Below are 26,572 nucleotides of genomic sequence, written 5' to 3'. Positions count from 1 at the left end.
AAAACCTTATCTAATGCTAGCATATTGAAATTATTTATTTGTGGAGGATTATGTCTTTAGTAACCTTTTGGTAGCTAAACGGACAAAAACTATTCTTTTTCATTTCAAATCTATTCTGAGAATCAAGATAAACAGAAAAAACCTGAGACAAAGTAGTCCTCAGGTTTTTTAAGTTGTTTTTGTTGGAAAACAAGCAAGACTTACTTGCGTTTTCTTGCAATCAAGTGAATCGGTGTTCCCTCAAAGACAAAGGCCTTGCGGATTTGATTTTCCAAGAAACGCAGGTAAGAGAAGTGCATGAGTTCTTCTTCGTTGACAAAGATGACAAAGGTTGGCGGCTTAGTTGCCACTTGAGTTGCGTAGAAGATTTTGAGGCGTTTTCCTTTGTCTGTCGGTGTTGGATTGATAGCAATGGCATCCATGATGACATCGTTCAAGACAGCTGATGGAATTCGTGTATTTTGACTTTCGCTGATTTGCTTGATCATCTCAGGCAGTTTGTGGAGACGTTGCTTGGTCAGAGCAGAGACAAAGACAATCGGAGCATAAGGCAGGTATTGGAACTGCTCACGGATATCTTCTTCCCATTTCTTCATGGTGTGATTGTCTTTCTCAAGGGTATCCCACTTATTGACTACGATGATCATCCCTTTACCGGATTCGTGGGCAAATCCAGCGATACGCTTATCATACTCACGAATACCTTCCTCGGCATTAAGGACCATCAAGACCACGTCAGAACGGTCAATGGCACGCATGGCACGCATGACAGAGTATTTCTCCGTATTTTCGTAGACTTTACCAGACTTACGCATACCAGCTGTATCAATCATGGTAAACTCTTGTCCATCCGTATCTGTAAAGTGGGTATCAATGGCATCACGCGTTGTCCCAGCTACTGGACTAGCAATCACGCGGTCTTCTCCCAAAATAGCGTTGATCAAACTTGATTTTCCAACGTTAGGACGGCCAATCAAGCTAAATTTGATCACATCTGGATTTTCTTCTTCAACTTCGTGTGGTAGATTTTCCACAATGGCATCCAGCACATCACCCGTACCGATACCGTGGACAGACGAAATTGGCAGCGGTTCGCCCAATCCTAGCGCATAGAAATCAAAAATATCATTTCGCATTTCTGGGTTGTCAACCTTGTTAACGGCAAGGATAACAGGTTTATGGGTTTTATAGAGTTTACGTGCTACGTACTCGTCCGCATCTGTAATCCCTTCTTTCCCAGACACTACAAAAACGATGACATCAGCTTCTTCCATAGCGATTTCTGCTTGGTGTTTGATTTGCTCCATGAAGGGAGCATCGACGTCGTCAATCCCTCCAGTATCAATCATACTAAAGGAACGATTGAGCCACTCACCCGTTGCATAGATACGGTCACGTGTCACACCCTCGACATCTTCTACGATTGAGATTCGCTCACCAGCGATCCGATTAAATAGGGTCGATTTCCCAACATTGGGACGTCCCACAATGGCAATAGTTGGTAAGGCCATATTTTCTCACTTTCTACAATAACTTTTTCTGTTCTAGATTCTTCCGAGTTGAACTAGGTTCGGCTTGCCCAAACTGCTCTGCCAAACGCTGACTCCAAGAGGTCGTCGCACGCGCACCAGCATAGTCTGCCTGTACTTGATCATAGTCCAAAATCGCTTCAACTTGCTGTTCTTGGTATTCTTCTTCAAATACCACTTGGTTCAAAGGCAGTCTTGGTTTGACCTCATGTTGTTGATTTGGCACGCCAAGGGCAATCCCAAAAACGGGATAGGTATAGTCAGGCAAGTTAAAAAGCTCTGCCACTTCTTCCGACTTGTAACGGACCAAACCGATGATAACACCACCATATCCCAGACTCTCAGCCGCAAGCAAGGTGTTTTGCCCCACAAGAGCCGCGTCCACAGACGTGATAAGGAGACCTTCTACCCCTTGAGGTTGGAAAGTGTCCGTATGAAGGCTTGCTCCCTTTTCCGCTCGATTCAAGTCACCAACAAAGAGCAAAAAGGCTGCTGACTGGCGAATGGCTTCCTGGGGAACTAATTCATAAAGAGCATCTTTCTTCTCTTGACTGCGCACAAGAATCACAGAATAGGATTGGAAATTTTTCCAAGATGACGCCATTTGCCCAGCAGTCAAAATCTCTTCCAAGTCTGCTTGAGGAATTTCTTGCTCCTTAAAGCGACGAACTGAAGTATGAGATTTCATCAGTTTAATGGTTTCTGTCATCGGCGATTTTCTCCTTCTAGTCTTGTCTCCTCAGCCAAATAACGGATTCGTTCCATGACCCGTCTAGCTTCCCAAGTCTCGTCATTTCCATTCTTTCCTTTGGCAAAATGTTTTTCCAAATCTTGGAAATTAAAGTTAGAAGTAAAGAAGGTCGGCAAATCTTCCTGCATGCGGTACTGAAGAATGACTTGGAGAATCTCATCACGTACCCAAGGGGTAGACTGTTCTGCACCAATATCATCTAAGACTAAGACCTCAGCTAACTTGATGTCATCCACCAAGGTCTTCACAGTTCCTTCACCGATGGCATTTTTCACATCAATGACAAAGCTTGGATAGTGGATAATGGTCGTTGATGCCCCACGTTTTTCAGATAGGTCATGAGCTAAGGCTGCCATCATGAAACTCTTTCCAACACCAAAATCTCCGTAAAGATAGAGGCCTTTTCGGATGCTTGGGTAAAGGTCAACAAAGGAATAGAGTCTCTCAAAAATCGGCAAACGGCCTAGATCATCTAGGTCAATCTGAGCCAATTTCGCTTTCTTGAGACTTGCTGGTAGATTGATCAACTTAAGACGATTCTTAATTGCAGCCTCTTTTTCTGCCGCGATTAGTTCTGGTGTTTCTTCATAAGAGACATCCGCATATCCGTGATTCATTACCAAGATAGGCTTGTAGCCACGCGCTATATAGTCCGCATCCCCACGAAGAAACTTGTCCCGTTCTGTGATATATTGGTTGAACTTGGAGATGCTACGATTCAACTCCTCTGGACTGAGGGATTCTTTCTGGATAAAAGCTGCCACATCTGGGTCTTTCATAATCTGCTGGACTAGGTCCTGATACTGAAAACGACTTGTCTGACGTTTGATAACGTCACCCACACTTTCCATCTAGTCTCCTCCTTCTTCTAATCGGGCTAACATTTCTTGTTTTTTGCGTTCTAGTTCCAGACGAGTTTCCTCACTGGTTTGATTCTTGTATTCTGGATTACTCCACTTGGGAACATTTGTCTTAGTCGAGCTAGTTTTCGATTTCTGGTCTTCTTGCCCTTTTTGCTGACGCTCTCGAATCCGAAGCACGGCTTCCTCTGCTGTCCGAATCTTGCGATAGGCATAGTCGTTTGCGACCTTCATAGCATATTTTTCATTGACATTAGCCGAATCAACCTTGTTAAAGGTTAGAAGCAAGACGATATTGATGACTTCATCCAACAAACCTAAAGACGCCATCTGGTGAAGGAGTTCTCGCTCACTCTGAGTGATGTTTCCCTTACGCGTTTGCTTGATTTCCGCTAAAAATTGTAGAGGAGTTTTATTTTTGGCTTCCCTGATAATGGTCATTTCTTTGGGGCTAAAGTCAGAAGTCGCTGGTTTTTGTGCTATTTTTTCACGCATGCGTTTGACTGAAATAACCTGAGCCACAGCTGTCGTCTTGGCTAATTGATAGGTTTCAAACCAGGTCCATTTTTTTTCATCTGCAATGGCGAATAATTCCAGAACATCCGTTTGCTCGTCTTCAAAACGCAAGCCATCTCGAGCCATCAGGCGCTGGAAATGTTCCAAGTCAAAATCATTTTTTAACTTGCTTTTTGACTCGATTGGTGTCACTTCTTCAGTCAAGGTTGGAAATACTTGGCTCAAAGAAACAGAGAGTGCTTCTCCCTCACTAGGTGCCTGCTTCATAGCAGAAACAGCTATATCCCCAATCTTTTTCTCCAATAGTCTGCTATAGACAGAATGACTTAGAAATTCCTGACTGGAAAGGGGAGAATGAAGCTGCAATTCATAGACTTCCCCCTTCTGGTAAAGAATCAACAAGTCCAAAGCAGATAAGATTTTAAAAGACTGGAGGAGCGTATTCATCCCGAAATTCAAATGATTAAGAATATTGGCAAAAAGGTGTTCCTTTTGCCCACCATCCCAAAAGGTAATGGCATATAGATAGAGGCTCAGTGCCTCCTGACCGATAATCGGGAGGTAGCACTGCACCAGAGAAGAGGTATCCTGCGACACCCGATTATTCTTTAGAAAAGAAAAACGGTCATTTGGCTTCATCTATTTTTCCTTTTTCTTTTTTGAGGACTGGGTGATCTGCTGGAGCAGGCTCTCCAACTCACTCACATCCTTAAAGCTACGGTAAACACTGGCAAAACGAACATAGGTAATCTCATCAAGCTCTGCCAATTCTTCCATGACTAAAGACCCAATATATTCACTTTGGATCTCATTCTCACTGCGACTACGGAGTTTTTGCTCGATACGATTGACCACCATGTTGATTTCATCACTTGACACAGGACGCTTCTGGGCTGAGCGGATAATCCCATTAAAGATTTTATCTCTCGAAAACTGTTCTCGCGTACCGTCTTTTTTGACGACGACCAGCGTTCTTTCTTCTACTCGTTCATAGGTTGTAAAACGATGCTGGCACTCGTCGCACTCACGTCTTCGACGGATGGTGTTTCCTTCTTCGGCTTGTCGACTATCAACAACACTAGACTTGGTAGCCCCACATTTTGGACAACGCATGCATTTCCCTCCTTGTCGTTTTCTTTTCATTATACCATTTTTTGAGCAATTCCCAAAACAATTCTTATTTTTACTTGACAAGTTTTTTGTTTTATTGTATTATTTGATTAGAACAAAAAAAGACATAGAAAGGAGACTATGATGTCCTGGTCATTTGATAATACAAAACCCATTTATTTACAGATTATGGAAAAAATCAAACTACAGATTGTTTCCCATGAACTGGAACCCAACCAACAACTCCCTACCGTGAGAGATTTGGCGAGCGAGGCTGGGGTTAATCCCAATACCATTCAGCGCGCTTTGTCTGACCTTGAACGTGAAGGTTTCGTTTATAGCAAGCGAACAACTGGTCGTTTTGTCACCGAGGATTTGGACCTCATCCTTCAGTCCCGCAAACAACTTTCCGAGGAGCAACTGCAACACTTCGTCTCTTGCATGCTTCAATTTGGCTACAAAAAAGAAGAACTGCCAAATGTATTAAGCGACTATATCAAAGGAGTTTAAGACTATGACACTACTAGCACTTGAAAATGTATCAAAATCATATGGAGCAACTGCGGCACTTGACAATATCTCACTAGAGATCTCAGCTGGAAAAATTGTCGGGCTCCTTGGACCAAATGGATCCGGAAAAACAACCTTGATCAAACTGATCAATGGCCTCCTTCAGCCAGATAAAGGACGTGTCCTCATTAACGGACAGGATCCAAGTCCTGCTACCAAGGCGATCGTCTCTTATCTACCAGACACAACTTATCTCAATGAGCAAATGAAGGTCAAGGAAGCCCTAACCTACTTCAAGACCTTCTATCAGGATTTCAATCTTGAACGCGCCCAACATCTGCTTGCAGACCTTGGCATTGATGAAAATAGTCGCTTAAAGAAATTATCAAAAGGAAACAAGGAAAAGGTCCAACTTATCCTGGTTATGAGCCGTGAAGCCCGCCTCTACGTTCTGGACGAACCAATCGGAGGCGTGGATCCAGCTGCTCGTGATTATATCCTCAATACCATCATCAACAACTATTCCCCAACTTCTACGGTCCTGATTTCAACCCACTTGATTTCAGATATTGAGCCAATCTTGGATGAGATTATCTTCCTCAAAGACGGGAAAGTCGTCCGCCAAGGAAATGTTGATGATATTCGTTACGAGTCAGGTGAATCAATTGACCAGCTCTTCCGCCAGGAATTTAAAGCCTAAGCAAAGGAGATTATTATGTTTTGGAATCTAGTTCGTTATGAATTTAAAAATGTCAATAAATGGTATTTAGCGCTCTATGGAGCTGTGCTTGCAATTTCAGTTTTGATTGGAGCTTTTCTTGGTAGCCTTAGCCAGAGTTACAATTCTAACAACGCTGTTTATTTCATCTTCTTTTTGGTACTAGTCTTTGGAGGACTCAGCGTCACTCTTTGGATTGCAACAATCTTTTTAATCATCCGAAGATTCAAGGGGAGTGTTTATGACCGCCAAGGGTACTTGACCCTAACCTTGCCTGTCTCTGAGCACCAAATCATCATCGCAAAACTTTTAGGTGGTCTTGTCTGGTCCATCTTAAGCTATATCGTCTTTATCTTGAGTGTATTGATTATCTTCTTCTTAACACCAATAGAAAAAGACTTCACTGTCCTCTATAACTTCATTTCCCCTTACCTCAGCTACGGCTGGCTGTACGCCCTATCACTATTTGTCGGTTCGATTACATGGATTTTATCCATTTACCTCTCCATCTCAATCGGACAACTCTTTAATGAGTATCGAACAGCTATGGGGATTCTAGCCTATATCGTCATTGCCATCGTCATTGGTTATGTTTCTCTCTTTTTCCGAATTGAAAATGACTTTAACATGATGATTGGTACAGAAATCTTGCGCGATCTCTTTTTATCGGCTATCTACTATCTCGGTACCTACTATATTTTGAAAAACAAGGTTAATTTGCAATAAAAAACGCCCAGCTTACAAGAGCTGGGTTTTGCTTTAACTCAATATCAAACTGGCTACAATAGGGCTAACAAAAACATAGAGAATACCGGTGACACCGATGGCCAAGCCACCCATGGCTCCTGCTACCGAGCCGTATCGAAAGGCTGTTCCTGTTCCGACTGCATGACCTGTTCCTCCAAGGGAGAGTCCGACAGCCACTGGATCATCAATCTTCAACCACTTCAAAAGGGTTGGTCCGATCACACTGGTTAAGATCCCAGTGGCTACTACTACGACCAAGGTCACAGTCGTTAAACCTTGCAATTTTTCTGTGATTCCCACTGCCATAGCGGTTGTTACTGACTTAGGAAAAAGAGAAATGGCTAGGAAAAAGTCCATGCCAAAGATTTTGGCCACTATGGCAGTGAAGCTAGTATTGACAACTACCGCTAGCAGACTACCAAAGAGAATACTCCGAGCATGGTGCTTCATCAAGTGAAAACTCTTATAAAGCGGAATCCCTAGAGCCACCGTCGACGGGACAATCAAATTGTTCAGATAAACCCCACCTTGGTAATAATCTTGATAAGAAATCCCCGTCGCCTTAAGGAAAATAATGATAAAAATAGCCGACAACAGCAAGGGTGTTGTCAATGGATGTGGAAAACGTCTGTAAATCAACATCCCCACTAGATAAGCTAGGATAGATAATGCAATCCCAAACAAAGGATTCGATACAAATTCACTCATTTCGTTTCTCCCTTCTCATAATCTCCCTCAAATCGTCTCTTGATAAACTGAACCACTAGGGCTATGAGGATAATGTTGATGACAGCCGCAAAAAAGACAATCAAAACGATGGGCAAGAGATAGGGAGCAATCATATCAAACTTTTCCATGATTCCCACTGCTGGTGGCAAAAAGAGAATGGTCATATTGGCCAGCAAGAAATTCCCAACCATGTTGACATGCCTGGTCCTTAGCCACTTGAACTGTAGGGCTAGAAAGAGAATAATCAAACCGATAATACTGCCTGGGATGGGCAGATGAAAGAAACTGGAGATTCCCTCACCGATTAGAGAAATCACAAAGAGAATCATTAATTGAACATATAATTTCATCCTAAACTCCATGAAATAAACTTCTTGCATACCAGTTTACTCTTTTTTCAGAAAATTTCAAGGAAATATTGAAATTCTTCTTTCTTGCAAGGATTAGTTAAAAGCAGTATAATCATTGCATGCGCAATCATCTTGTGTTATAAAGATAATCAGTAATGATTTTGTGATTTTTACTTTGAAAAGAAAGGAGAAAGCAATGACCTACTTAGAAAAATGGTTTGACTACAATCGCCGTCAAAAAGAAATGGAAGCCTTGTTGGAAGAAACTATTGCTCAGCAGAGTGAACAAAGGCTGAACTTGAAAGAGTTTTACCTGCTCTACTATCTGAATCTAGCCCAAGAAAAATCTCTACGACAAATTGACCTGCCAGATAAGCTCCATCTCAGCCCAAGCGCTGTTTCTCGAATGGTGGCTAGATTAGAAGAGAAAAACTGCGGTTTGCTTAGTCGCAGATGTTGCGATCAGGATAGACGGGCCAGTTTTATCTGTCTGACTGACGAGGGACAAACAACCCTGGCTTATCTACAAAAGGCCGTCGAAGAAAGATTGGAAACCAGTCTTGATTTCTTGCCTTAATGAGTATTTTTAAAAAAGTTGCGTGCGCAATCATTTTTCTTGACATTCCTCTTTTCAAGGAGTACAATAAAGTCAAGATTGAACAAAGGAGTTTAATATGATCGAAATTACCTATCTAGACACCAGCAAACAAGAGAGAACCATGACGTTCGAGTCTTACGAAGACTTTGAACGTTCTCAACAAGCTTGCCTTATCGGTATCGCAGACTATTACCCAGTTCAAAAATTGACCTATAACGGTCATGATTTGGACTACCATGGGACTTACGGAGATGTCTTCTTCTATCTCATGAAACAAGATTTAAGCCAATATAACTAAAAAAGGAGAAATACAATGGCAAAAGCAATTACAGATGCAACATTTGAACAAGAAACAAAAGACGGTTTGGTCTTGGTAGACTTCTGGGCAACTTGGTGTGGCCCATGTCGTATGCAAGGTCCAATCTTGGACAAATTGTCTGAAGAACTTTCAGAAGATGTCTTGAAAATCGTTAAAATGGACGTTGATGAAAATCCAAACACAGCTCGTGCTTTTGGAATCATGTCTATCCCAACTCTTCTCTTCAAAAAAGACGGCCAAGTGGTTAAACAGGTTGCAGGTGTTCATACTGCAGAACAAATCAAGGCCATCGTTGCTGAATTGAGCTAATCAAACGAGAGACCAAGTACTTTATTTGGTCTCTTTTTTCTTGCCCTTTGCCATTTTTCAAAAAATATGCTAAACTGTAGGTAGAATATTACGATGTTTGGGACATGCCATCGCTAAAAAAAACCTCTACTTGGTATTTTTTAGCTCCCCTCAAGGGAGCTTTTTGCGTGCTCTGAACATTTCCCATTTTGGAAGGAGTACTATGAAACGTCAATCAGCCTTGGTCGTCTTTAGCGGCGGTCAAGATTCCACAACCTGCCTCTTTTGGGCTAAAGAACACTATGAAACAGTCGAAGCCGTCACTTTTGCCTACGGTCAACGCCATCATCTCGAAATTCAAGTTGCTGAAGAAATCGCTAAGGAACAAGGCGTTCGTCATCACATCTTAGATATGTCTCTGCTGGGACAAATCACTGAAAATGCCTTGACCTCTGATATGGAAATCGAGCAAAAAGAAGGAGAGCTTCCCAATACTTTTGTTGACGGTCGCAACCATCTCTTTCTGTCCTTTGCAGCAGTTCTTGCCAAGCAACGAGGCATTAAAGACATCGTGACAGGTGTCTGCGAAACAGATTTCTCAGGCTATCCTGACTGCCGAGATGTCTTTGTCAAATCCCTTAATGTTACTCTCAACCTTGCCATGGATTATGACTTTGTTATCCAAACACCTCTCATGTGGCTTGACAAGGCTGAAACTTGGGAATTAGCCGACCAACTAGGTGCCTTTGAATACGTTCGTGAAAAGACCTTGACCTGCTACAATGGGATTATCGGAAGTGGCTGCGGAAATTGCCCAGCCTGTCACCTACGTCAACATGGGTTAGATGTTTATCTCTCACAGAAAGGAGAGGCCTAATGTTTTTTGCACCCAAAGAAATCAAACAGGAAACTGGGGAGTCTCTTGTCTACAATCCTCACAGAACCTTGGTATCAAAAGAATTTACCTTCGACGCTGCCCACCACCTCTTTCACTATGAGGGAAAATGCAAATCCCTTCATGGTCACACCTATCATCTGCAGATTGCTGTCAGTGGATTTTTAGATGAACGTGGCATGACCTACGATTTCGGAGATATCAAAGCTATCTACAAGAACTACTTAGAGCCCCACTTGGACCATCGTTATCTCAATGAGACCCTGCCCTATATGAATACGACTGCTGAAAATATGGTTTACTGGATTTTCCAAACCATGAGTCAAGAGTTGCCAGATGAACGTGGTCTCCGTTTGGAATACGTTCGCCTCTATGAGACTCCGACTGCCTTTGCGGAGTTTAGACGGGAGTGGTTAGATGACTAGGGAACGTGTCCTCAAACTACCTGTTCTGGAAATTTTCGGCCCAACCTTTCAAGGTGAAGGTCGTGCTATTGGGCAGAAAACCATGTTTGTCCGTACTGCTGGTTGCGACTACCACTGCGACTGGTGTGACTCCGCCTTTACTTGGGATGGTTCTGAAAAACCAACTCGCATGACGGCTGACGAAGTCATTGCTGCCTTGGATAAATTGGGGACCTACGACTATGTAACTCTATCTGGGGGAAATCCTGCTATCCTAGCAGCCAACATGGCTCAACTGGTCACCAAGCTCAAAGAACGTGGAGTCACTCTAGCTGTTGAGACCCAAGGCTCCCGCTGGCAAAATTGGTTAAAAGACATCGACCAGGTTACTCTGAGTCCAAAACCTCCTTCATCCAAGATGGAAGTCAACTTTGAGACCTTGGATTTCATCGTTTCCCAACTGGATCCAGACAAAGTCACCTTTAAAATCCCTGTCTTTGATGACGCCGATTTGGCCTTTGCCAAAGACATTCAAGAACGCTACCAACCAGATGTTCTCTTCTTATCAGCAGGAAACCCTGAGCCCAAGGCTAGAGGCAATATCGTTCAAGACCAACTAGACCGTCTCAAAGAACTTTGGGAACGCATCGCCGCTGATGATAGCTGGGGCAATGTCCGCGTCCTTCCTCAACTCCATACCCTCCTCTACGACAACCAACGTGGTGTTTAAGATTAGAAAGAAAAAATCATGTCACAACAAGAAGAAATGAAAAACCTAAGCCTACTGGGCAACAAAGAAACCAACTACATCTTTGACTATCAACCAGATGTCCTGGAATCTTTTGACAATCGTCATGTGGAAAATGACTATTTTATCAAATTCAACTGCCCTGAATTTACCTCACTTTGTCCTATCACTGCTCAGCCAGATTTTGCCACCATTTATATTTCCTACATTCCTGACAAGCTCTGTGTCGAGTCAAAATCCCTCAAACTCTACCTCTTTAGCTACCGAAATCATGGAGATTTTCACGAAAACTGTATCAACACCATCGGGAAAGACTTGGTCAACTTGCTAGACCCTCGCTATTTAGAAGTCTGGGGAAAATTCACTCCACGCGGGGGCATTTCAATCGACCCCTACTACAACTATGGTAGACCTGAAACCAAGTATGAAGGCTTAGCAGAACAACGCCTCTTCCAACACGACCTTTATCCAGAGAAAATTGACAATCGCTAAACTCATACTCCATGAAAATCAAAGAGCAAACTAGGAAGCTAGCCACAGGTTGCTCAAAGCACTGCTTTGAGGTTGTGGATAGGACTGACGAAGTCAGCTCAAAACATGGTTTCGAGGTTGTAGGTGAAGCTGACGTGGCTTGAAGAGATTTTCGAAGAGTATCATACGAAAAAGCTCTGTTCCTCAAGCTGAGGAGCAAGGCTTTTTGAATTTCAATTATTCTTCTGTTCCAAGGAAGTTTTTTGCAACAAGGGCTGCAAGAACACCACCAACGATTGGGGCAAGGATGAAAATCCATACTTGTTGAAGGGCTGCGCCACCTACCAAGACGGCTGGTGCCAAGCTACGAGCTGGGTTTACTGAAAGTCCAGTGATGTTCAAGCCTACAAGGATCAAGGCTGTCAATGACAAACCAATCACCAAACCAGCAATAGCGCCATTGCCTTTGCTTGCTGATGTTACAGTCATGATAACTAGGACAAACAAGAAGGTTGCGATGACTTCAAACAAGAATCCACCAAAGACAGTGACACCGTTTGCCAAGGCATTTTCACCAAGACTAGCAGTTGACATGCCTGAGTTAGACAAGAGGAAGAATACCGCAGCTGACGCAAGGAAAGCTCCAACTACTTGTCCAAGGATGTAGTTTACAAGCTCTGAAGATGACAAACGTTTGTTTACAAACATAGCGATTGAAACAGCCGGGTTCAAGTGAGCCCCTGAAACAGTTCCGATTGAGAAAGCTGCGACTACGATGGCCAAACCAAAAGCAAGAGCAATCCCAAGGTGGCCAAGACCTTCAACACCATTCCCAAAAACAACAGCTCCTGTTCCGATGAACACAAGCATAAATGTACCGATTAATTCAGCAACAAATTTTTTCATGATAAGTCTCCTTTTTTTCGAACTATGTATTAGTCTATCAAAAGAAGGAAAGGGTTTCAAGAAAATTGACTGGAAAGTTATTTGAAAATCATGAAACGACTCGCTTATCCTTAGTACTGAAAAGATTGAATAGCTTCTTTCAAGGCATCTTGTAAACTATTTTTCTGGTCAAGTTGGATATAGACTTCCAACAGACAGGATCTGAAGTTAGAAAATTTATAAAAATCTTCCCTCTCTTCTATTGGAAAGTCAATAGTTTTTATCCAAGAAGCTACTTGTTCTTGCCCTAATTTCCCGTGCAAAATGGGTTCATAAAGCACTCTCGCTAAGCGCCAATCCTCATCATTTGTAAAACGAATGGGAATTCTTTTAAATAATTGACCAAGTACATCAAATACTTCATAATCTCTGTTTTTAGGAAAATCTGGATGACAAACGACTTCAGTCAAGAGATCCGCTCCATGCGCAAAAGCGTGAACCCAACCATACTGACTTGAAAAACCTGTCGTATCCTTTTCTTTTTTAAGATAATACAAACCTTGAGATAGCATAGCATTTCTTATATCAGCTTTTAATCCTTTATAGAAAAGAGAGTGCTCGTTACCATCTGCAGACAAAAGATTGGCATAAATAAGCGCCCTAAAAGAACGTTTAAGAGCCGAAACTCCTCTACTATCAATCTCTTTGTATAGCCCTTCATTAGAGGAGACCTCTTCTGAGATAAACTGAAACTGCTCAAGGGAAAACAGTTCTTCTTGAATCCCTCTAGCCAAACTCGTAAAAACAAGTTCATCTCGAATTTCTGGAGAGGGATCTCCTAAATGCTCAAGCAACCACTGAATTTCTTCTCGACTATAGCTTGGTTTTTCTTCTGTCACTTTTCTTTGTAATTTTTTACGCATCTCAAGCACCTCTACATTTCTAGTAACTTATCAAAAAGTCATCCGAAGATGACTTTCTGTTCTTTAAACTCCGAATTCAGCACATACTCTATAGTAGGTTTAATTCTGACATCCTGTTTCTTTACTCCCCCAACTCAGCACTGTAGGCGATAATCTGGTCAACTGTGTCTGACAAGAACTGGATGGTATCACGGAGTGGTTTGTCCGTTGAAATATCCGCTCCGATAATCATGGCTGACTCAAGTGGTGTCTTGCTGCCACCTGATTTGAGGAGATTGAGCCAGTCTCTAGCTCCAGTTTCTGAATGTTTCAGATGAAGGTAACCCGCAGTCGAGATCACAAGGCCAGCAGAGTAGGTGTAGCTATACAAGCCCATGTAATAGTGGGCTTGGCGCATCCAAGTCAAAGCCGCATCGTCGTCAATCTCAATGGCATCTCCCCAGAAATCTGTCAAGACTTCCTTCATAATGCTGTTGAGCTTGCTTGCTCCAAAAGTTTCCCCTTCTTCAATCAATGTATATACCTTACGCTGGAAGGCTGCTTCCAAGAGGTGGGTGATGAAATTATGGAAGTAGGTGTCTGTCAAGCGGTGGGCAAGAGCAAAACGTTTTTGACGAGGGTCGTCAGATTGGTGCTCCAAGTAATCGCTGAGGAGCAATTCATTGAAGGTTGATGGCGCTTCGACATAGTAAGTCGACATGTGGGCATTGAAGTAACTTTGGTGATTATCTGAAAAGATAAATTGACCAGAATGCCCAATTTCATGAATCAAGGTATAGACATCGCTCAAACGGCCTGTCCAGCTCATGAGGACATAAGGGTGCACGCGATACGGATCCGCCGCATACCCACCAGAATCCTTGCCACTATTAGCAGCGAAGTCCACCCAGCGTTCTTCTTGATAGCGCGCAACTTCCTGACAATATTCTTGTCCCAAAGGTTCTACTGACTTCATGACCAAATCATAGGCATCATCAATAGTCACTTCAGGATTCAGGGCGCTGTCCAAGTCCAATTTCCAGTCTGCAAAGGTCATCTTTTCAAGACCATTGACCTTGGCAACATGCTTGAGGTATCTCTGAGCAACTGGCGCAAAATCCTTCATGATAAGGTCAATCTGACGGTCAAACATGGCACGGTCCACTTCTTGCTCAGCCAGAAGATAATCAAAGACTGAGTCGTAGCCCTTCATATCAGCTAAGAGTTTTTCAGACTTGACTAGGGCTAAATAGGCTGCTGCAGCTGTATTTTGGTGCTTACGAAGTCCCTCTGAGAAGGAGCGGAAAGATTTCTCACGAACTTCAGCGTCCTCGTGGTTTTGGTAGAAATTTTCATAGGTGACAAAGCTGTTTTTGTAGGTCTTGCCATGGGCTTCAAAGTCAGCCATTTCAAAGTCCCCAGCTCGCATCTTAGTATAAATGTCCTGTGGACTGTAGAAGACTTCACCCAGATTTGTCAAGGCCTTCTCCACATCAGCCCCTAGATAGTGGGCTTTTTTGATTTTAGCCTGACGAATGGCTGCCGTCAAGTGAGGCAATTCACCCAAACGGTCTAAGACCTCCTCATCTGCAACCACCAAGGCGTCGTCAAAGAAGGTCAAGGCTACGCTGGCGTCTGTTTCAAATTCCATCCCAGCTTGGGCGATATTAGCAAAATCTTCATTGCTATAGTCTGTCGTCTGAGGCATAAAGGCATAATTGCCGATATGACTCATCTGGATATAGATTTGTTCCAATTCCGCAAAGGCCTTCTCGAAATCCTCAAAAGTGTGAAGATTACCCTTGTAATCACGGCTAAATTGGTTGATGTCTTCGCGCGTTTTCTCGATTGCACGCAAGAAATCCTCACGGTCTTGGTATAGGGCAGTTAAATCCCAAAGTTCCTTTTCTGGAAATTCTGAACGGTGTTTTTGTTCCATTTTCTTCCTCTTATTTTTCTAATTCTACTAAAACACTAAGGGCTGATAAGGCGTAAAGTGGCGCTGTTTCTGCTCGCAAAATGCGAGGACCAAGGCCTGCCAAGACGGCTCCTTTAGCTTCAAAACTTTCAATTTCTGCTGGTGAGAGACCACCTTCCGGACCAAAGATAAAGAGCAATTTTACTCCCTTTTCAAGACCAGCAACTGCTTGTAAGAGCGCAGCGGCTTCTCCTTCTTTTGCTGATTCTTCATAGGCCACTACGATAGAGTCAAATTTGTCTAGTTGCGCTAAAAAATCTGCTTTTTTCTCGAAAAGCTGGATACTTGGGACGATATTACGCTTGCTTTGTTCTGCTGCTCCAAGGGCGATTTTTTCTAGTTTTTCAACCTTTTTACCCAATTTCTTGCCATCCCACTTGGCAACTGACCAATCTGCTGGAAATGCCCAGATTTGACTGGCTCCGAGCTCGGTTACTTTCTGAGTAACAAACTCCAGCTTGTCTCCCTTGGGAAAGCCAGATGCGATGGTCACTTGGATTGGCAGTTCCACATTGTCAGCTAATTCTTGGACCAACTCAAACTGACGTGCTTCCACATCAAGCACGCGCGCCAAACGCTTGATGCCATCATCAAAGACCAAGGTCACCTCATCATCTTCTTTCAAGCGCATAACCTGAAACATATGCTTGCTGGTTTCCTTGTCCTCAATGGTGACAGGAGAGATTGCACTGCCCTTGACAAAATACTGCTGCATGCTAGCCTCCAATCACACCTGAAATATCCTTGGTTTTCTTAAAGACACAGGCATTCCATTCCCCTTGAATCATGTGGGTTTCAAGGAAAAATCCAGCTGACTCAGCCGACTCGCGTACCATGTCCCATTTGTCCTTGATAATGCCACTCATGATCAGGTAGCCTTCATCCTTGACCAAGCGATAAGCATCCTCTGTCAGATGAATGAGAATATCCGCCAAGATATTAGCCACGATGACATCTGCCTCAATCTCCACACCCTTAAGCAAATCTCCAGCAGCAACATGGATGTTTTCCATGCCAGGGTTGAGCTCGATATTTTCCTGAGCCACCCGAACCGCCACATCATCCAGGTCATAGGCGAAAATTTCCTTGGCACCAAGCAGCGAGCTGGCAATAGAAAGGACACCTGAACCAGTCCCCACATCTAGCACCGTTTCGCCACCACGAAGAACCTGCTCCAAGGCAAAGAGGCTCATCTTGGTCGTTGGATGCGTTCCAGTCCCAAAGGCCATACCAGGATCCAGCTTGATAATCTTTTCTCCCGCAGTCGCCTCATAGTCTGTCCAAGATGGCACGATGGTCAAATCATGAGTGATGCGAGCTGGCTCATAGTATTTCTTCCAGTTGTCAGCCCAGTCTTCCTCAGCCAAGGCTGTTGTACCCATCTTGACATCTCCCAGATCCATAAAATCTGTCAATTCTGCTAGGCGAGCCTGCAAGTCCGCCTCAACCATTGCTACATCAACCGTATCTGGATAGTAGGCTGTCACTATGATTTCTTCTTGTTGCTCGACCTCTGGGAAAATCTCACCAAAACGGTCGACATTCCCCACATAGTCCATACTATCTTCAATCGCAACGCCTTGGGCCCCTAACTCAATCAAGAGATTGGACACCAACTCCTCCCCCTCACGCTTCACTGAAACTTTTAACTCTTGCCATGTTTCCATAATTAAGATACCAAGCCCGTAAAACACAAAGCCAAAATAGGAAACTCTCTGAAGATGCTTGTGTCTAAGAGAAGTTTATCTTTTTGGCACAGTGTTTAGGGCGGGTTCAGTTTAGAAATGTAACCGAACCATCCTTTCTATTTGTCAATCCATTTTTTCATGTAAACCATATCCATACCTTCTTTTTCAGGCTCGATATGGGTTTGACGGTAGCCATTTTTCTCATAAAAGGCGACCATGCCCGCATCCTGTAATACCGTACACAAATCCCACTGTTTAATCGTTGGAAATTCCTTTTCCAGCAATCTCAATCCCTCAGAACCATAACCTTTTCCTTGATACTGGGGCAAAATCGCTGCCGTTCCCAACCAAGCCTCCGTCAATTCCTCATTGGTCTGAACTCGTAAAAATCCGATATTTTCGTCCTTTTCTTTCACAAAGTAGTAATAGCTATTGGGACGCTCAACCAATTTCCACTTGATTCGTTCACGATCCTCAAGATAAGGATCATACTCATCTTGATATTTTTCATAGACAGCCTTAAAGCTAGCTCTTTGAATGGCAATAATAGTTTCTAAATTTTCCGCTCCTGCTCGTTCAATCTGAATCATACTAATACCTCCAAATACACATTCTCTCAACTAGCACTTCTATGCTCTTCCACACGCTGTTTTACTGACCCTTAAATTCTTCAATCACATCTGTATAGTGTTCTTTCATTGCACTATGAATCTGCTGTTTAAAAATACCAAACATAAGATAATAAACAAATAGAACAATTCCTGCTAACAGTATCAATAATAAAAAATATACTGAAAGAGGCAGCACGAGACCTCTATCACTCAGTAAGGGTATAACAAGCATTAATACCCAAATAACAGCCGTAGAAATCCCAGCTACTTTCATACCACTATCTCTCTGCTTCTTTAACTTTAAATATTCCATATAGATAAATGTAGCTTCTTCTCTAGAATATTGTCCAGTTTTTAGTTTGCGTTTAACTTCCTTATTTAACGTCGTTGTTGCAATTGCAAAAATCATTTTATTTCCTCCAAATAATCCCTCACTCTATCCTGCAACTGGGGCACGACCTTATCTGAGCCAAGAAACTCCTCAGTACTCATCAGTTTGTAGCCCTGTCCTTCATCTCCAAATACGATACTGTCAAACTGGTCCTGTGTCAACTGACCAACTAGAAAGACGGATTCCTTCCCCTCAAAAATCATACTGGGATAGACCTTGCTCCAAAGTAGACAATCTTCGGTCAGATTAATTCCCAGTTCTTCATAAACTTCACGCGCCACGCACTCAAAAGGACTTTCATCACCTTCTCGTCCTCCACCTGGCAATTCCCAGGTATTAGGATATGGAATGTTTGATTTATCATCACGTAAGATAGTTAAGAGCTTATCACCACAAAAGAGGGCAATTTTGCAACCTGTAAAATCAGAAATTTCTATTTCCATATCAGACTCCTAATATCTCGGATAAGGATAAAACTCTCCCTCTTCCAAGCCGACTTTTCCCTCTTCAAAGACTTCTTGGTTCCATTCCATGACGAATTCTTCTGCTTCTGGGTCTTCCAAAAAGTCCATGAGCGCATCCAGCCCAACCTCGGCAGTATCTTTGAGGAAAAGTGCAAAATAAGCTAAAAATTCACGAGAAAATCCTTTTTTAGGCAGGTAAGGGATGACCGTCAAATAGTCTTCTGCAGTAACCGTTGACTTGGCAGGATTGTAGAAAAGAACCGCTTCCTCAAAGAGGATATCGTCTGACGAAACTTCTCCGTCCTCATCCAGCATCTCTACACCAGCAGCGTTTTGCGCTTCTAGTAAAAAACTCACTTCTACCGCGTGATTGCGCTTGTCCCAACTAATCTCAAAGTCAAAGGGAAAGTTCTTGTCCAACTCCTCCTCTAAAACATCTAAAAATCCGTATGTTGCCATTTTGTCCTCTTTCTATGCGACTCTTAAATCGCCCCGATTGCTCGGAAATATGCTAAAATAGATACTACCATCTTACCACATATACATCAGAAAATCCATGTTAGAAAGGACTGCTATGCCAGACAATCTCGCGCTTCGCATGCGCCCAAAAACCATCAACCAGGTCATCGGCCAGGAGCATCTGGTCGGACCTGGAAAAATTATCCGTCGCATGGTGGAAGCCAATCGTCTGTCCTCCATGATTCTCTACGGACCTCCAGGTATTGGCAAGACCAGTATTGCCTCTGCCATCGCTGGAACGACCAAGTATGCCTTTCGGACCTTTAATGCGACAGTGGATAGTAAAAAGCGACTACAAGAAATCGCCGAAGAAGCTAAATTTTCAGGTGGTCTCGTCCTATTATTAGACGAAATTCATCGACTTGACAAAACCAAGCAAGATTTTCTACTTCCCCTCTTGGAAAGTGGTCTGGTCATCATGATTGGCGCTACGACTGAAAATCCTTTCTTTTCTGTCACTCCAGCCATTCGTAGCCGTGTTCAGATTTTTGAATTGGAACCCTTGTCCAATCAAGATATTAAACAAGCCCTGCAAATTGCCATCAGCGACCCTGAAAGGGGATTTGACTTCCCAGTTGAGCTAGATGAGGATGCGCTGGATTTCATCTCAACCTCTACAAATGGAGACCTGCGTTCTGCTTTTAATTCGCTAGATTTGGCTGTTCTCTCTACTCCCGAAAATGACAAGGGCATCCGCCACATCACGCTGGATATCATGGAAAACAGCCTCCAACGAAGCTATATTACTATGGACAAGGATGGGGACGGTCACTATGATGTCCTCTCAGCCCTACAAAAATCCATCCGTGGCTCGGATGTCGATGCCAGTCTCCACTATGCTGCCCGCTTGATTGAAGCTGGGGATCTTCCTAGTCTCGCTCGTCGCTTGACTGTTATCGCTTATGAAGATATCGGCTTGGCCAATCCTGAAGCCCAGATCCATACTGTAACTGCTCTAGACGCTGCCCAAAAAATTGGGTTCCCAGAAGCTCGCATCCTCATTGCAAATGTGGTGATTGATTTGGCCCTCTCTCCAAAATCCAACTCAGCCTACGTCGCGATGGACAAGGCTCTTGCTGATCTCATAACATCAGGGCATTTGCCTATCCCTCGACACTTGCGTGATGGCCACTACAGTGGAAGCAAGGAACTTGGGAATGCGCAAAACTATCTCTATCCACACAACTATCCTGGAAACTGGGTCAAGCAAGACTATCTGCCAGAAAAAATCAAAGACCAGCACTACTTCACTCCGGAAGATACTGGCAAATACGAACGTGCCTTAGCTCAACGCAAGGAAACCATTGATAAATTACGGGACTTGTGAAATCCTTTTCAAATAATTGCATTTTCCTCTTGATTTTTTTTGAAAAAGTGGTATCATATAAACATAGAAACGCTGTGGTGTACGACTTCACACTTAAGTGTTGACCGACTATTTTTTGTATTATTAGGGAAACAAAAGTCTTCTAACAGCATGTAGGCCGTCTCACACGGAAACAGCTTCAGTTAGAGCGAGTTGCCCACCTGCTTAATTGCGCGGGTTCAATACAAACCGTGAAGTTTCGGCACCAATACAGCTTTTTTCTTTGCCTCCTTAGCTCAGCTGGCAGAGCAGCGGACTCTTAATCCGTGGGTCACAGGTTCGATCCCTGTAGGGGGCATCTAAATACAACAGGAAAAAGCCTTGTAAATCAAGGCTTTTTTTGCTTGTCTATAACTGATTTACCCCATCATTTGTCCCACATTTTAAATCTATCTTTTCTTTTTGAATCAAATTACATCTTTACAAATAGTGTAAAGCCAGTTACTTTTGCTTTGATTCCATACAATATTTTCATGTAGAGAAGACAAATTTTATCTTCTCTTTTTATTTTCAAAATAATAAAAACTGATTTTCTTTTCATAAATCAGACTGAAACTTCCAAATTTTCCATTTTGTTTATTGACATTTCCTCTAAAAAGGTGTATAATATTTTTATTATCAAACTATACTATACTATATAGGGGGTATTGAAATGAAATTTTCTAATCGTTTACTGCTATTCCTTGCAGGAGTTGTTTTTGTCCTTTTAGGACTTTTCCTATTTACAAACCCAGTAGCTAATCTTGTTGCTTACAGCTGGTGGATTGCATTTGGTTTACTGGTTTCTTCTATAGCAGCTATTTTAGGCTATTTCTCTGTACCAAAAGAGCTTCGCTCACCAGCTCATCTTTTCCAAGGGATTGTTAATCTTCTCTTAGCTCTTTACCTCGTTGCCTATGGCTTTGTGACGCTGCCAGTTGTCATTCCAACTATTTTAGGAATTTGGTTAATTGTAGAAGCCATTATAGTTTTCTTTAAAGGCAATCGTCTGGGATTGATTTTCCCTATTATTGGCAACCATATCATGTGGATAGCGTTGCTTGCATTTTTACTAGGTCTAGTGATTTTGTTCAATCCAGTAGCTACAAGTGTCTTTGTCGTTTATGTCGTTGCCTTTGCATTTTTAATTGTTGGTTTCACCTATATCCTTGATGCCTTTCGTAAATAATCTAGCTGCCATTTTGGGCATATTAAAATAGCTGGGAAGTTACATTCTCAGCTTTTTCTGTTGCCTCCTTAGCTCAGTTGGTAGAGCAGTAGACTCTTAAGCTATGGGGCGCAGGTTCGAGCCCTGCAGGGGGCACATCTAAATCAACAGAAATAAGCCTTGAAACCAAGGCTTTTTTTAACGTCTAATAGCTTTTTGTAGAAAAGTATTTAAAAATAAAAGAGAAGAGAATCTCTCACTCTCTTCTCAGTATATCTTATTAAATTTAGTTTTTCTTAATCTAGCTGATTTTCCTTTGCAACGACAAATTCCTTAACCAATCGATAGATAACAGCAAATATCGGTGTAAAGAATATCATCCCAAGTAAGCCAAAGAGATTGCCTCCAATACTAGCAGCCGCAAGCGTGAAAATAGCTGGCAAACCAATAGACTGACCTACAACTCTAGGATAAATAAGGTTTCCTTCAATCAGCTGTATAACTTGATATAGAAGAAGAGAAAGTAAGGCTTGAGTAGGACTCACTGTGAAGATAAAAATCGCTCCCACAACACAAGCAATCATAGGCCCTACATAAGGAATGAACGATAGCACTCCTGCAAAGATACCTGTCATTACTCCATAGGGTATCCCAAACATGCTGTAACCAACCGCTATCATAACTCCTATGATAACTGCTTCAATCAGCTGACTCATCAAAAATTGGTCATAAGTCTCTAGTGCTACTTGTCCAATGTAAGTCAACTTTATCACCACCTTCTCTGGAAGAAAAACTTTTAGAAGTCGACTCGTCATCGCTGCCAAATGTTCCTTACTGGATAAAAATAAAAAGGTGAAGACTATAATCAAAAAGGCATTCATCAAACTTGAAAAAATATTGCCGATATTACTAGTCAGACCTGATAAAAAACCTATCAAAGCTTGGCTAATAGAACTAGATTGTCCCTGTATGCCTGATACGATAGTTGACAACATGTCTTTGGTTACAAATTCCGAGCTGCCTAGCAATTTCCCAAGTTGAGTAAGGACTGTTGAAAGGACTGTTCCCAGCTGACTAATAGTCTGAGCTAGGGTTGGCAGCACCAAAACCAAAAGAGCAATCACGATTAAGATAAGAGCTAGGAAAACAAGTACCATGGCAATCGGACGACGCAACTCTGCCTTTACCTTCAATTTAACTAAGTACTGTTCAATTTTTTTCATAGGAACATTAAGCACAAAAGCAATAACAGCACCATAAATCAAGGTTGATGTTACATCAAAAAGAGAGATTGCTCCTGATATAAAGCTCGATGCATTCAGAATTACAAGAGCAACCAGCCCTATAAAAAGGATTAACGGGGTATATTTTTTAACTAAGTTCATAAATTCTCCTTAATAAACATGTTTAGATACGACTATACTATTTGGTTTTTCAAACTCTCGGTCAAGGTAGGCTTGGTAAGTTCCTGGAGCGATAAATCCTTTGGGTGAGAGGATATCGGTGCCAGCCTGACCGACTATGGTATCAGCCAAGAGCACACAGTTTGTAGATAAGACAAAGTAGGATTTAAACTTAGATTTGATAAATTTATAAAGTTCCCCATCTGTCTCATGTCTGATTTTATAAGCGTAGATGTAGTCTTCCTTACCATCACCTGTCATGATTTTATCTGCACTTGGCTCCCATGGAATCGTCAGTTGTTTCAATTCAGCCAACTTTTTCTGAACTGCTTTTTCCATTTCAGGCGTCAAATCTATCCCATAACCAAAAAGCGTTTTTTGACTCTCGCGTTTACATAGGTCAATGTACTTGTCACGATCACAGAAATATAAGACACCATCTCCTACCATGCCAAATAAGGTCTCAGAAGACGGATCATAGTTGCCATAAGAAATAACACGGCCTTGATAGCAGATATCCACATGACCAATTGCCGAAAACAGAGAGGTCTCAGCTGTATGAATAAAAATTTCAAGCTCCGCTGTCTTACCAGACTTCACCATTCCAAGATGGATATCCTCTCTCTCATCAGCATTTTCCTGCATGAATTTATTGATTTTTGCTAAAGTACTTGCAGGGATGAGAGCGGCTAGGACAATAGGTAAGCTAATTCTTACACGACGTTTGAGATGGTTTTTCCCAATTTCCTCCTCAAACAAGAAACCGTCACGGATATTGGACACACCATAAAGGAAAAAATAAGCCCCTAATACAAAGAGTTGAAAGACAGAATTTCCTGTAGAGGACAAAAGACTAGTCCCACCAAGAAAAACTAGTACGAGTCCATCTAGTAAGAGACGAAAACGAGGTCGAATTTTGTTTTTGCGGTAGAGAACATAGGTGACAAGGTTGATAGTAGCATGAAAAATCTGATAAACTCCAATCACAAGAGCCAAAATATAAATCGGCACATCCGTCGCAAGATTCGAGCCTAGCAAATATCCCAGCACTAACAATTTAACCAGTGCAACTCCCAAGGTGTCCGTTGACTGACTTTTTTTGAAAATACGTAATACTAAATCTAAGACCGTTGCTATCCAAGCTAAAAACAGAACCAGTCGAATAACCGTTACTGGCAACCAAGTCCCCGTAACCATCAAGATAAGACCTAGCAGAACAAATAAGAAACCCTGAGCAAGTAATTTCCTACCTGTCAGACCTAAAGATAGAATTTTCGCCATATAAAAACCTTTCAACAATAAAAATTAAACACTCCGATTAAACTGACTAGTAAATAGCCAACACTACAAACAGCCTGTGCCAGCAACATATGGTGACTAGAAATGACTGTAGTAATGTCACCATCTTGTCTTATGCACTTCTAAAATTTGTTTTATTGATTCGAAAACAAAGCTAATAAAAATTAACTAAACTTGAGAGATAAGTACAATTGAGACGAAAAAATGTGTAACCAATACTACTTGTAAAGGTAAGAAAGTATTATTTCTATTCTATTAATGATTTATATACTATCTATTGTGACACAATACTCACTATAATTCAACATTTTACTAATTAAAAATTATAAAATAAGTTTCAAGTCCTCATAACGCTTTGAAAAGAACAAAAAAACGGAATGAAATAACATATAATTAGATTATGAAACAAAGTTTACTAGGCACAAACTAAGATATGTTTAATCAAGCAGAGAGGGGAGATTCTGTTTCTTTAAAACAAGTTTATCCTCCCATTTGATTATGAACTTTCTTACCAAACATCTCTAATCTGATGACACTCTTCAAAAAATTTTTTTTAATTTAAAACAAAAGTCTTGCTTTTCTTTTTATTTGTGCTATACTTGTTCTTGTATCAGATACAAGTTATCTAAAGGAGTTTATATGGATACGAAATTTTCAGTAGCCTTGCACATCCTAACCATGATTAGTGAAAGCAAGGATACCTTAAGTTCACAAGCACTGGCTGAGAGCGTCGGGACCAACGCTAGTTACATTCGAAAGGTGATTGCCTTATTGAAAAATGCAGATTTGATTCATTCCCAGCAAGGAAAAACAGGTTATCAACTCAGTAAGTCTCCAAAGAAAATGACTTTACTAGAGATCTACTATGCTACTCAAGAAATCAATCACATTAGTTTATTCCCTGTTCATCAAAATAGCAATCCTGATTGCCCTGTTGGAAAACATATCCAAGGAGCAGTTTCACCGCTTTTCGCTAGTGCCGAATCTCAATTAGAGAAGGAATTAGCAAATCAAACTTTAGAAGATGTCATTGACAATCTATATAAACAAGCCAAACAAGTCCGAAACTGATTTGATAGCAAGTCAGTTTTTACTGGAGACAACATGAACTTGTATCAAATACAAGTCTATTGAATTATATTAAAAAAGAAAAGAGAAAACACATGAAAGTTGCACAACACACTACTTATAACAAAAACAATATCACACTGAACATCACAGAAATCGCTAAACCAAGTATTACAGACAAAGAAGTTTTAGTTAAAGTCACCGCAGCCGGCGTTAATCCTCTCGATAATATGATCTCTCGTGGTGAGGTTAAGATGATTGTTCCATACAAACTTCCTCAAACTGCAGGTAACGAAGTGGTTGGAATCGTTGAAAGCATTGGCAAGAAAGTTAACAACTTTCAGGTAGGAGATCGTGTCTTTGGACGTCTGCCACTTGATCATATCGGCGCCTTTGCAGAATACGTAGCTGTCGATAGCCAAGCCTTAGCCAAAGTTCCAGACTATCTATCAGACGAGGAAGCTGCTGCTGTTCCTCTTACTGCCTTGACCATTATGCAGGCTCTTGACCTCATGGGCGCTCAAGCTGGGAAAACGATCTTTATTTCTGGTGGGACTGGAGGAGTTGGTGGAATGGCCATTCCGATTGCCAAAGCAAAAGGTTTGAAAGTCATTACCAACGGTTCTGGAGATAGTGCAGAGCGTGTCTTGAAACTAGGAGCAGATAGATTTATCGATTACAAAACAGAGGATTATACAAAAACTGTTAGCCAGGTGGATTATGTCCTCGATACTCTCGGTGGAGCTGAAACTGAAAAACAAATGTCTATCATGAAAAAAGGTGGTCATCTTGTTTCACTTCGTGCCATGCCAAACGCTGCCTTTGCCAAACGCATGAACCTACCAAAATGGAAACAGATGATTCTTGGCTTGGCAGGTCGCAAATTTGATAAGATGGCGGAAAAATATGGTGTCCACTACCATTTTATCTTTGTAGAAAGCAATGGCGCTCAATTACAAGAGGTAGCTGACCTCTTTAGTAAATTAGAAATCAAACCATCTATCGATACAGTTTATCCCTTTGAAGAGGTAAATAGCGCCTTAGACAAAGTCGCTAATGGTCGCTCTCGTGGTAAAACAGTCCTCAGCTTTAAGAAATAAAAAGGAAAACACAATGTCATATCTTACAACTAAAAATCAATACATCACGGTCGACGGGAACAAAATCGCTTATCGCGAACTTAGTAAAGGCAAATCAAAACTACCTCTTCTGATGCTGGTCCATTTGGCAGCAACTCTCGATAACTGGGATCCTAAACTCTTAGACTTGATTGCTGAAAAGCACCATGTCATTGTAGTCGATCTTCCA

The 26,572-nt window shown here is 41.9% G+C and carries 32 protein-coding genes, 2 tRNA genes and 1 pseudogene; 17 read left to right on the top strand and 18 right to left on the bottom strand.

The window, feature by feature from the left end; translation table 11 throughout:
- Window positions 1-200 precede the first annotated feature (200 nt).
- Genes der through nrdR form a run of 5 tightly spaced genes read right to left on the bottom strand, consistent with a single transcriptional unit; the run spans window position 201 to window position 4,769 of the window.
- Entirely contained in the window at window positions 201-1,511 is a 1,311-nt protein-coding gene (der, locus tag PG086_RS07020; RefSeq protein WP_270748338.1) for a ribosome biogenesis GTPase Der, read from the bottom strand.
- 13 nt (window positions 1,512-1,524) lie between these two features.
- The gene (locus tag PG086_RS07015) at window positions 1,525-2,238 is read right to left on the bottom strand and encodes a nitroreductase family protein (RefSeq protein WP_270748336.1); all 714 of its coding nucleotides are present in this window, start codon (window positions 2,236-2,238) and stop codon (window positions 1,525-1,527) included.
- Window positions 2,235-3,131, bottom strand: a complete 897-nt coding sequence (gene dnaI, locus PG086_RS07010; RefSeq protein ID WP_084853276.1) for a primosomal protein DnaI — start codon at window positions 3,129-3,131, stop codon at window positions 2,235-2,237. The genes PG086_RS07015 and dnaI overlap by 4 nt, the downstream gene beginning before the upstream one ends.
- Entirely contained in the window at window positions 3,132-4,295 is a 1,164-nt protein-coding gene (locus PG086_RS07005; RefSeq protein WP_270748333.1) for a DnaD domain protein, read from the bottom strand. It abuts the gene before it with no gap.
- The gene (nrdR, locus tag PG086_RS07000; protein ID WP_001203678.1) at window positions 4,296-4,769 is read right to left on the bottom strand and encodes a transcriptional regulator NrdR; all 474 of its coding nucleotides are present in this window, start codon (window positions 4,767-4,769) and stop codon (window positions 4,296-4,298) included.
- 141 nt (window positions 4,770-4,910) lie between these two features.
- Between nrdR and PG086_RS06995 the strand changes: the two genes are divergently transcribed.
- Genes PG086_RS06995 through PG086_RS06985 form a run of 3 tightly spaced genes read left to right on the top strand, consistent with a single transcriptional unit; the run spans window position 4,911 to window position 6,720 of the window.
- Window positions 4,911-5,276: a GntR family transcriptional regulator gene (locus tag PG086_RS06995; protein ID WP_084853274.1), complete on the top strand. Its 366-nt coding sequence runs from the start codon at window positions 4,911-4,913 to the stop codon at window positions 5,274-5,276.
- 4 nt (window positions 5,277-5,280) lie between these two features.
- Window positions 5,281-5,976, top strand: a complete 696-nt coding sequence (locus PG086_RS06990) for an ABC transporter ATP-binding protein (RefSeq protein WP_000173183.1) — start codon at window positions 5,281-5,283, stop codon at window positions 5,974-5,976.
- A 15-nt stretch (window positions 5,977-5,991) separates the two neighbouring features.
- Window positions 5,992-6,720 carry an ABC transporter permease gene (locus PG086_RS06985; RefSeq protein ID WP_000498776.1) on the top strand — a complete coding sequence of 243 codons (729 nt, stop codon included), beginning with the start codon at window positions 5,992-5,994 and terminating at the stop codon, window positions 6,718-6,720.
- A gap of 33 nt (window positions 6,721-6,753) precedes the next feature.
- On the opposite strand, the gene PG086_RS06980 is transcribed toward PG086_RS06985, so the two are convergent.
- Window positions 6,754-7,449 carry an LrgB family protein gene (locus PG086_RS06980; protein WP_001288935.1) on the bottom strand — a complete coding sequence of 232 codons (696 nt, stop codon included), beginning with the start codon at window positions 7,447-7,449 and terminating at the stop codon, window positions 6,754-6,756.
- Window positions 7,446-7,820: a CidA/LrgA family protein gene (locus PG086_RS06975; protein ID WP_270748331.1), complete on the bottom strand. Its 375-nt coding sequence runs from the start codon at window positions 7,818-7,820 to the stop codon at window positions 7,446-7,448. The genes PG086_RS06980 and PG086_RS06975 overlap by 4 nt, the downstream gene beginning before the upstream one ends.
- 196 nt (window positions 7,821-8,016) lie before the next feature.
- On the opposite strand from PG086_RS06975, the gene PG086_RS06970 reads away from it, so the two are divergent.
- The 7 genes from PG086_RS06970 (at window position 8,017) to queF (ending at window position 11,564) form a co-directional block, all read left to right on the top strand.
- Window positions 8,017-8,397 (top strand): MarR family winged helix-turn-helix transcriptional regulator, encoded by a 381-nt coding sequence (locus PG086_RS06970; protein ID WP_000221644.1) that lies wholly within the window; start codon window positions 8,017-8,019, stop codon window positions 8,395-8,397.
- A 97-nt stretch (window positions 8,398-8,494) separates the two neighbouring features.
- The gene (locus PG086_RS06965) at window positions 8,495-8,716 is read left to right on the top strand and encodes a DUF4649 family protein (protein ID WP_270748330.1); all 222 of its coding nucleotides are present in this window, start codon (window positions 8,495-8,497) and stop codon (window positions 8,714-8,716) included.
- Between the two features lie 15 nt (window positions 8,717-8,731).
- Window positions 8,732-9,046 (top strand): thioredoxin, encoded by a 315-nt coding sequence (gene trxA / locus PG086_RS06960; RefSeq protein ID WP_001029581.1) that lies wholly within the window; start codon window positions 8,732-8,734, stop codon window positions 9,044-9,046.
- A 202-nt stretch (window positions 9,047-9,248) separates the two neighbouring features.
- Entirely contained in the window at window positions 9,249-9,902 is a 654-nt protein-coding gene (queC, locus tag PG086_RS06955) for a 7-cyano-7-deazaguanine synthase QueC (RefSeq protein WP_270748329.1), read from the top strand.
- Window positions 9,902-10,345: a 6-carboxytetrahydropterin synthase QueD gene (queD, locus tag PG086_RS06950; protein WP_000464575.1), complete on the top strand. Its 444-nt coding sequence runs from the start codon at window positions 9,902-9,904 to the stop codon at window positions 10,343-10,345. Before queC ends, queD begins: the two co-directional genes overlap by 1 nt.
- The gene (gene queE / locus PG086_RS06945) at window positions 10,338-11,054 is read left to right on the top strand and encodes a 7-carboxy-7-deazaguanine synthase QueE (RefSeq protein WP_270748328.1); all 717 of its coding nucleotides are present in this window, start codon (window positions 10,338-10,340) and stop codon (window positions 11,052-11,054) included. Before queD ends, queE begins: the two co-directional genes overlap by 8 nt.
- An 18-nt stretch (window positions 11,055-11,072) precedes the next feature.
- Window positions 11,073-11,564, top strand: coding sequence for a preQ(1) synthase (gene queF / locus PG086_RS06940; RefSeq protein ID WP_084940570.1), 492 nt, complete (start codon window positions 11,073-11,075; stop codon window positions 11,562-11,564).
- 216 nt (window positions 11,565-11,780) lie between these two features.
- Here the strand turns inward: queF and PG086_RS06935 are convergent, their stop codons facing one another.
- From PG086_RS06935 to PG086_RS06895, 9 genes are all read right to left on the bottom strand, one after another.
- Complete coding sequence (locus PG086_RS06935; protein ID WP_270748325.1) at window positions 11,781-12,449, bottom strand: MIP/aquaporin family protein; 669 nt, start codon at window positions 12,447-12,449, stop codon at window positions 11,781-11,783.
- Window positions 12,450-12,559: 110 nt separating this feature from the next.
- Entirely contained in the window at window positions 12,560-13,351 is a 792-nt protein-coding gene (locus PG086_RS06930) for a DUF2785 domain-containing protein (protein ID WP_270748322.1), read from the bottom strand.
- Window positions 13,352-13,472: 121 nt separating this feature from the next.
- Window positions 13,473-15,269 carry an oligoendopeptidase F gene (gene pepF, locus PG086_RS06925; protein WP_270748321.1) on the bottom strand — a complete coding sequence of 599 codons (1,797 nt, stop codon included), beginning with the start codon at window positions 15,267-15,269 and terminating at the stop codon, window positions 13,473-13,475.
- A 10-nt stretch (window positions 15,270-15,279) separates the two neighbouring features.
- On the bottom strand, window positions 15,280-16,023 hold the full coding sequence (locus PG086_RS06920) for a 16S rRNA (uracil(1498)-N(3))-methyltransferase (RefSeq protein WP_270748319.1): 744 nt from the start codon (window positions 16,021-16,023) through the stop codon (window positions 15,280-15,282).
- Window position 16,024: 1 nt separating this feature from the next.
- Window positions 16,025-16,975: a 50S ribosomal protein L11 methyltransferase gene (gene prmA, locus PG086_RS06915; protein WP_270748318.1), complete on the bottom strand. Its 951-nt coding sequence runs from the start codon at window positions 16,973-16,975 to the stop codon at window positions 16,025-16,027.
- Window positions 16,976-17,112: 137 nt separating this feature from the next.
- A complete protein-coding gene (locus PG086_RS06910) occupies window positions 17,113-17,586 on the bottom strand; it encodes a GNAT family N-acetyltransferase (protein WP_270748317.1) in 474 nt (157 codons plus the stop codon).
- Between the two features lie 61 nt (window positions 17,587-17,647).
- Window positions 17,648-18,016: a hypothetical protein gene (locus PG086_RS06905; protein ID WP_049479772.1), complete on the bottom strand. Its 369-nt coding sequence runs from the start codon at window positions 18,014-18,016 to the stop codon at window positions 17,648-17,650.
- Window positions 18,013-18,441, bottom strand: a complete 429-nt coding sequence (locus tag PG086_RS06900; RefSeq protein WP_049479771.1) for an NUDIX hydrolase — start codon at window positions 18,439-18,441, stop codon at window positions 18,013-18,015. The genes PG086_RS06905 and PG086_RS06900 overlap by 4 nt, the downstream gene beginning before the upstream one ends.
- 9 nt (window positions 18,442-18,450) lie before the next feature.
- Window positions 18,451-18,921 carry a DUF3013 family protein gene (locus PG086_RS06895; protein WP_049479770.1) on the bottom strand — a complete coding sequence of 157 codons (471 nt, stop codon included), beginning with the start codon at window positions 18,919-18,921 and terminating at the stop codon, window positions 18,451-18,453.
- A gap of 115 nt (window positions 18,922-19,036) precedes the next feature.
- Between PG086_RS06895 and PG086_RS06890 the strand changes: the two genes are divergently transcribed.
- The 4 genes from PG086_RS06890 (at window position 19,037) to PG086_RS06875 (ending at window position 21,650) form a co-directional block, all read left to right on the top strand.
- Window positions 19,037-20,308 (top strand): replication-associated recombination protein A, encoded by a 1,272-nt coding sequence (locus PG086_RS06890; RefSeq protein ID WP_049479769.1) that lies wholly within the window; start codon window positions 19,037-19,039, stop codon window positions 20,306-20,308.
- Window positions 20,309-20,572: 264 nt separating this feature from the next.
- Window positions 20,573-20,645: transfer RNA gene (locus tag PG086_RS06885), tRNA-Lys, on the top strand.
- 354 nt (window positions 20,646-20,999) lie between these two features.
- Window positions 21,000-21,515: a DUF308 domain-containing protein gene (locus PG086_RS06880; RefSeq protein WP_000672740.1), complete on the top strand. Its 516-nt coding sequence runs from the start codon at window positions 21,000-21,002 to the stop codon at window positions 21,513-21,515.
- A 62-nt stretch (window positions 21,516-21,577) separates the two neighbouring features.
- Window positions 21,578-21,650 (top strand) — tRNA-Lys (locus PG086_RS06875).
- A gap of 140 nt (window positions 21,651-21,790) precedes the next feature.
- Here the strand turns inward: PG086_RS06875 and PG086_RS06870 are convergent.
- Both PG086_RS06870 and PG086_RS06865 read right to left on the bottom strand, forming a co-directional pair.
- Complete coding sequence (locus PG086_RS06870) at window positions 21,791-22,879, bottom strand: AI-2E family transporter (protein ID WP_033584339.1); 1,089 nt, start codon at window positions 22,877-22,879, stop codon at window positions 21,791-21,793.
- 9 nt (window positions 22,880-22,888) lie between these two features.
- Entirely contained in the window at window positions 22,889-24,178 is a 1,290-nt protein-coding gene (locus PG086_RS06865) for a DUF308 domain-containing protein (RefSeq protein ID WP_270748312.1), read from the bottom strand.
- A gap of 657 nt (window positions 24,179-24,835) precedes the next feature.
- Between PG086_RS06865 and PG086_RS06860 the strand changes: the two genes are divergently transcribed.
- The 3 genes and pseudogenes from PG086_RS06860 to PG086_RS06850 form a co-directional block, all read left to right on the top strand.
- A complete protein-coding gene (locus PG086_RS06860; protein ID WP_033584335.1) occupies window positions 24,836-25,267 on the top strand; it encodes an Rrf2 family transcriptional regulator in 432 nt (143 codons plus the stop codon).
- A 92-nt stretch (window positions 25,268-25,359) separates the two neighbouring features.
- Window positions 25,360-26,364, top strand: coding sequence for an NADP-dependent oxidoreductase (locus PG086_RS06855; RefSeq protein ID WP_033584333.1), 1,005 nt, complete (start codon window positions 25,360-25,362; stop codon window positions 26,362-26,364).
- Between the two features lie 13 nt (window positions 26,365-26,377).
- Window positions 26,378-26,572: pseudogene (locus tag PG086_RS06850) on the top strand (alpha/beta fold hydrolase); the annotation flags it as partial.

Source organism: Streptococcus halitosis (genome assembly GCF_027691175.1).
Taxonomy (GTDB): domain Bacteria; phylum Bacillota; class Bacilli; order Lactobacillales; family Streptococcaceae; genus Streptococcus; species Streptococcus halitosis_A.
Note: the sequence above shows the minus strand (reverse complement) of the source record. Positions and strands in the feature narration are given on the sequence as shown.

Excerpts from the sequence above, each read along its gene's own strand:
- PG086_RS06980 (WP_001288935.1), bottom strand. The coding sequence starts at position 7,449 with ATGAGTGAATTTGTATCGAATCCTTTGTTTGGGATTGCATTATCTATC.
- queE (WP_270748328.1), top strand. The coding sequence starts at position 10,338 with ATGACTAGGGAACGTGTCCTCAAACTACCTGTTCTGGAAATTTTCGGC.
- PG086_RS06905 (WP_049479772.1), bottom strand. The coding sequence starts at position 18,016 with ATGATTTTTGCAATTGCAACAACGACGTTAAATAAGGAAGTTAAACGC.
- PG086_RS06900 (WP_049479771.1), bottom strand. The coding sequence starts at position 18,441 with ATGGAAATAGAAATTTCTGATTTTACAGGTTGCAAAATTGCCCTCTTT.
- PG086_RS06880 (WP_000672740.1), top strand. The coding sequence starts at position 21,000 with ATGAAATTTTCTAATCGTTTACTGCTATTCCTTGCAGGAGTTGTTTTT.
- PG086_RS06895 (WP_049479770.1), bottom strand. The coding sequence starts at position 18,921 with ATGGCAACATACGGATTTTTAGATGTTTTAGAGGAGGAGTTGGACAAG.
- PG086_RS06930 (WP_270748322.1), bottom strand. The coding sequence starts at position 13,351 with ATGCGTAAAAAATTACAAAGAAAAGTGACAGAAGAAAAACCAAGCTAT.
- PG086_RS06870 (WP_033584339.1), bottom strand. The coding sequence starts at position 22,879 with ATGAACTTAGTTAAAAAATATACCCCGTTAATCCTTTTTATAGGGCTG.
- prmA (WP_270748318.1), bottom strand. The coding sequence starts at position 16,975 with ATGGAAACATGGCAAGAGTTAAAAGTTTCAGTGAAGCGTGAGGGGGAG.
- PG086_RS06920 (WP_270748319.1), bottom strand. The coding sequence starts at position 16,023 with ATGCAGCAGTATTTTGTCAAGGGCAGTGCAATCTCTCCTGTCACCATT.
- pepF (WP_270748321.1), bottom strand. The coding sequence starts at position 15,269 with ATGGAACAAAAACACCGTTCAGAATTTCCAGAAAAGGAACTTTGGGAT.
- PG086_RS06890 (WP_049479769.1), top strand. The coding sequence starts at position 19,037 with ATGCCAGACAATCTCGCGCTTCGCATGCGCCCAAAAACCATCAACCAG.
- PG086_RS06855 (WP_033584333.1), top strand. The coding sequence starts at position 25,360 with ATGAAAGTTGCACAACACACTACTTATAACAAAAACAATATCACACTG.
- PG086_RS06860 (WP_033584335.1), top strand. The coding sequence starts at position 24,836 with ATGGATACGAAATTTTCAGTAGCCTTGCACATCCTAACCATGATTAGT.
- PG086_RS06995 (WP_084853274.1), top strand. The coding sequence starts at position 4,911 with ATGTCCTGGTCATTTGATAATACAAAACCCATTTATTTACAGATTATG.
- PG086_RS06935 (WP_270748325.1), bottom strand. The coding sequence starts at position 12,449 with ATGAAAAAATTTGTTGCTGAATTAATCGGTACATTTATGCTTGTGTTC.
- queD (WP_000464575.1), top strand. The coding sequence starts at position 9,902 with ATGTTTTTTGCACCCAAAGAAATCAAACAGGAAACTGGGGAGTCTCTT.
- dnaI (WP_084853276.1), bottom strand. The coding sequence starts at position 3,131 with ATGGAAAGTGTGGGTGACGTTATCAAACGTCAGACAAGTCGTTTTCAG.
- PG086_RS06970 (WP_000221644.1), top strand. The coding sequence starts at position 8,017 with ATGACCTACTTAGAAAAATGGTTTGACTACAATCGCCGTCAAAAAGAA.
- PG086_RS06990 (WP_000173183.1), top strand. The coding sequence starts at position 5,281 with ATGACACTACTAGCACTTGAAAATGTATCAAAATCATATGGAGCAACT.
- nrdR (WP_001203678.1), bottom strand. The coding sequence starts at position 4,769 with ATGCGTTGTCCAAAATGTGGGGCTACCAAGTCTAGTGTTGTTGATAGT.
- trxA (WP_001029581.1), top strand. The coding sequence starts at position 8,732 with ATGGCAAAAGCAATTACAGATGCAACATTTGAACAAGAAACAAAAGAC.
- PG086_RS06865 (WP_270748312.1), bottom strand. The coding sequence starts at position 24,178 with ATGGCGAAAATTCTATCTTTAGGTCTGACAGGTAGGAAATTACTTGCT.
- PG086_RS07015 (WP_270748336.1), bottom strand. The coding sequence starts at position 2,238 with ATGACAGAAACCATTAAACTGATGAAATCTCATACTTCAGTTCGTCGC.
- der (WP_270748338.1), bottom strand. The coding sequence starts at position 1,511 with ATGGCCTTACCAACTATTGCCATTGTGGGACGTCCCAATGTTGGGAAA.
- queF (WP_084940570.1), top strand. The coding sequence starts at position 11,073 with ATGTCACAACAAGAAGAAATGAAAAACCTAAGCCTACTGGGCAACAAA.
- PG086_RS06975 (WP_270748331.1), bottom strand. The coding sequence starts at position 7,820 with ATGAAATTATATGTTCAATTAATGATTCTCTTTGTGATTTCTCTAATC.
- PG086_RS06910 (WP_270748317.1), bottom strand. The coding sequence starts at position 17,586 with ATGATTCAGATTGAACGAGCAGGAGCGGAAAATTTAGAAACTATTATT.
- queC (WP_270748329.1), top strand. The coding sequence starts at position 9,249 with ATGAAACGTCAATCAGCCTTGGTCGTCTTTAGCGGCGGTCAAGATTCC.
- PG086_RS07005 (WP_270748333.1), bottom strand. The coding sequence starts at position 4,295 with ATGAAGCCAAATGACCGTTTTTCTTTTCTAAAGAATAATCGGGTGTCG.
- PG086_RS06965 (WP_270748330.1), top strand. The coding sequence starts at position 8,495 with ATGATCGAAATTACCTATCTAGACACCAGCAAACAAGAGAGAACCATG.
- PG086_RS06985 (WP_000498776.1), top strand. The coding sequence starts at position 5,992 with ATGTTTTGGAATCTAGTTCGTTATGAATTTAAAAATGTCAATAAATGG.